A 2,482-nucleotide genomic window follows, 5' to 3' on the forward strand; every position below is an offset into this window, starting at 1 on the left:
TGCTCAACGATGTAAAAATAGAAATCGCCAAAAACGTAAACGTTTTTGATTGTTAAAAGAAAACAATCCAGTTAGAGTATTTTGATTAAAAATAATTTTAAAAACGAGTAATTCTACAGGCTCGTTATGTTGTAAAAAGAGATGCAGTTCATGAATCAGATTAAGAGTAATTTTCAATTATTAGCCGCCACAGTTTCAACGCTTTATTTTAGTTGGTTTGCGTATGGGGCTTTTATATTTATTAAAGAGTTTGAAAGTGTATTTGATCCTTTTGAATCGGTACCTATCAATACTGGGGTATTTTAGGATTAGTCCCAGCTTTCATTTTGTTTAAAGTCAGTAAATCTAAAAGTAGATCTATGAAGGTACTTGTTTGGCTTAGTGTGTTATCAATAGTATTTGCAATTTGGGGGACTTTATAGTCCAGTAATGGAAAGTAGTGGTCAACCTGCAACATACAAGCCACTCAAGCAGGACTTTTAACAGTTGGTTAATTTCCGCTTCGCTTCACATTTTAACCAACAATTAAAAGCCTCTTAGTGGGGCATTAGGTGCATATGGAATTAAGTCAACCTGAGGTGAAAATAATTAATGAATCGATTAAGTTTGTTAATCGATGGTTTTGGTATAAGTATGTCTTAGTTGCAGCACTAATCCCTATGATTTACCTTTCTGTTTTTCTTATTTTTAGTGATAATCATGATGGTCGATTATCTAGTTTGCTAAGTGTGGCTATTGGATTAATTATTGGTTACCTTGCTCGTAATTGGTCGGAACCTAAAAAAGAGACATTATTACTTAAATTGGTGAAAACTCTTAAACGCAGCTAACAACCTTCAAACGGACAAAAAACAGTTGGCTGTTGTTCGTGCCGATCATTTTAACCAACAATTTCTCGACGCTTATTGCGGCGTTATATTTTCATCGATAATTGATGCGCATCACGCTACACTTGTTGTATGATTAAATTTTTCAAACACAAAGGCCTTAAGAAATACTTCCAGACGGGTAGTGTTTTAGGAATTCAGGCAAAGCATCAACGTAAATTGCGTATGCAGCTTACCGCAATCGATACTGCACAAGAGATTGATGACATCAATTTACTCGGATTTAAATTACATCCATTAAAAGATGATCGAGATGGGATTTGGTCAATTACAGTAAACGGTAACTAGCGCGTTACTTTCGAATTTGTCGATGGTAATGCTTATATTCATAATTATGAGGACTATAACTAATGAGTATGTATCATAATCCGCCACATCCTGGTGAGTTTATTTACGACGTTTATTTAGAACCTTCTGGTTTTAGCTGTCGTTATTTAGCAAAACAGTTAGATGTAGCATCATCCACTTTAAATAGGGTACTAAAAGGTCAAAGTGCTATATCTCCACAAATGGCACTGCGATTATCTAAAGCAATTGGCAGAACACCTGAAAGTTGGCTATCTATGCAAGATAACTACAACCTTTGGCATGCGAAGCAACAGATTAACTTAACCAATGTCCATTTAGTAAATTTTGCAGTGGCATAAAAAATATAACCAGTTGCTCAAGTAGGAAAAATAACAGTTGGCCATCGCTTCGCGATTATAACCAACCGTTATTTTCTGCTTATTAAGGCGTTATACGTTTCAAAAGGATATAGCCGTTGTCAGAGTTAATAAGTCATACCCCAAAATGGGTCTTTGCAGTTTTTTTTACGTTACTTGTTTTAGGTTTTATTCAAAGTAAGGAGCGAGTTGTAAAAGTTAAAACGATTTTTATCTTGCCTATAGCAATGATCATTTTCTCATTTTTTGGTGTTTATTCTGTTTTTGGGCTTTCTTATTTAACTATGAGCCTATGGATTATGGGGTTAGTCACTACTTTATTCATTGGTTTAAAGCTAGCATATCCAAACTTGATTATCTTTTCTGGGCAAAGTAATAAATTAACAATTCCAGGTAGTTGGGTTCCTTTATTTCTTATGATGGCTATTTTCTTTACCAAATATTTTGTCGGTTTTGCTGTTGCTAGAGGATTACCCGTAGTAAGTGAACATATATTCGTAGTGTTACTCTGTTTGCTTTACGGTGCTTTTAGCGGTATTTTCTTATCCCGTAGCTTTGTTATGTTTAAAGCAAGTAAAGCATCTGCGAAAAAATGTATTACAAGCTGTTAAACAAGGACAAAAAACAGTTGGCTTTTGCTCCTTCGTCGCTAATTTTATTGCCTGTTAACCGGGCGTTGGTATGACTCCCCACGTCAAGTTAAATACACTGGTCCTTGTTCATTAATTTCAGAACCATTGTATTCACTTTTAGTATTAAGTGAGTTAACGCATAGAATGAAGCAAGTAATTTCGTCGGTTATTATGCTGATATTCGTGGATTACTAACTTGTTTGCTAGCAGCGCCTACCTTACTCATTTCGTCGTGGCACCTGTCTTCAGTCTATGTTCGCGGTTCAATAGCCGTTAGGCTATTGCCGTCCTAACGCCG

4 protein-coding genes and 1 pseudogene are annotated in these 2,482 nt (G+C 35.5%); all 5 read left to right on the forward strand.

Annotated features, from left to right (window positions below):
* The first annotated feature begins 150 nt into the window (after window positions 1–150).
* The 5 genes and pseudogenes from ESZ26_RS19315 to ESZ26_RS18840 all read left to right on the forward strand — a co-directional run bounded on the left by ESZ26_RS19315 (window position 151) and on the right by ESZ26_RS18840 (window position 2,163).
* On the forward strand, window positions 151–306 hold the full coding sequence (locus tag ESZ26_RS19315; RefSeq protein WP_170246421.1) for a hypothetical protein: 156 nt from the start codon (window positions 151–153) through the stop codon (window positions 304–306).
* A gap of 251 nt (window positions 307–557) precedes the next feature.
* Entirely contained in the window at window positions 558–830 is a 273-nt protein-coding gene (locus ESZ26_RS18825) for a hypothetical protein (RefSeq protein WP_146801321.1), read from the forward strand.
* A 129-nt stretch (window positions 831–959) separates the two neighbouring features.
* Window positions 960–1,238, forward strand: a pseudogene (locus ESZ26_RS18830) (type II toxin-antitoxin system RelE/ParE family toxin).
* On the forward strand, window positions 1,238–1,534 hold the full coding sequence (locus tag ESZ26_RS18835) for a HigA family addiction module antitoxin (protein WP_146801323.1): 297 nt from the start codon (window positions 1,238–1,240) through the stop codon (window positions 1,532–1,534). Before ESZ26_RS18830 ends, ESZ26_RS18835 begins: the two are co-directional and overlap by 1 nt.
* 116 nt (window positions 1,535–1,650) lie before the next feature.
* Window positions 1,651–2,163 carry a DUF6622 family protein gene (locus ESZ26_RS18840; protein ID WP_146801325.1) on the forward strand — a complete coding sequence of 171 codons (513 nt, stop codon included), beginning with the start codon at window positions 1,651–1,653 and terminating at the stop codon, window positions 2,161–2,163.
* Window positions 2,164–2,482: the final 319 nt, after the last annotated feature.

Source organism: Colwellia hornerae (genome assembly GCF_007954355.1).
GTDB lineage: Bacteria > Pseudomonadota > Gammaproteobacteria > Enterobacterales > Alteromonadaceae > Colwellia_A > Colwellia_A hornerae.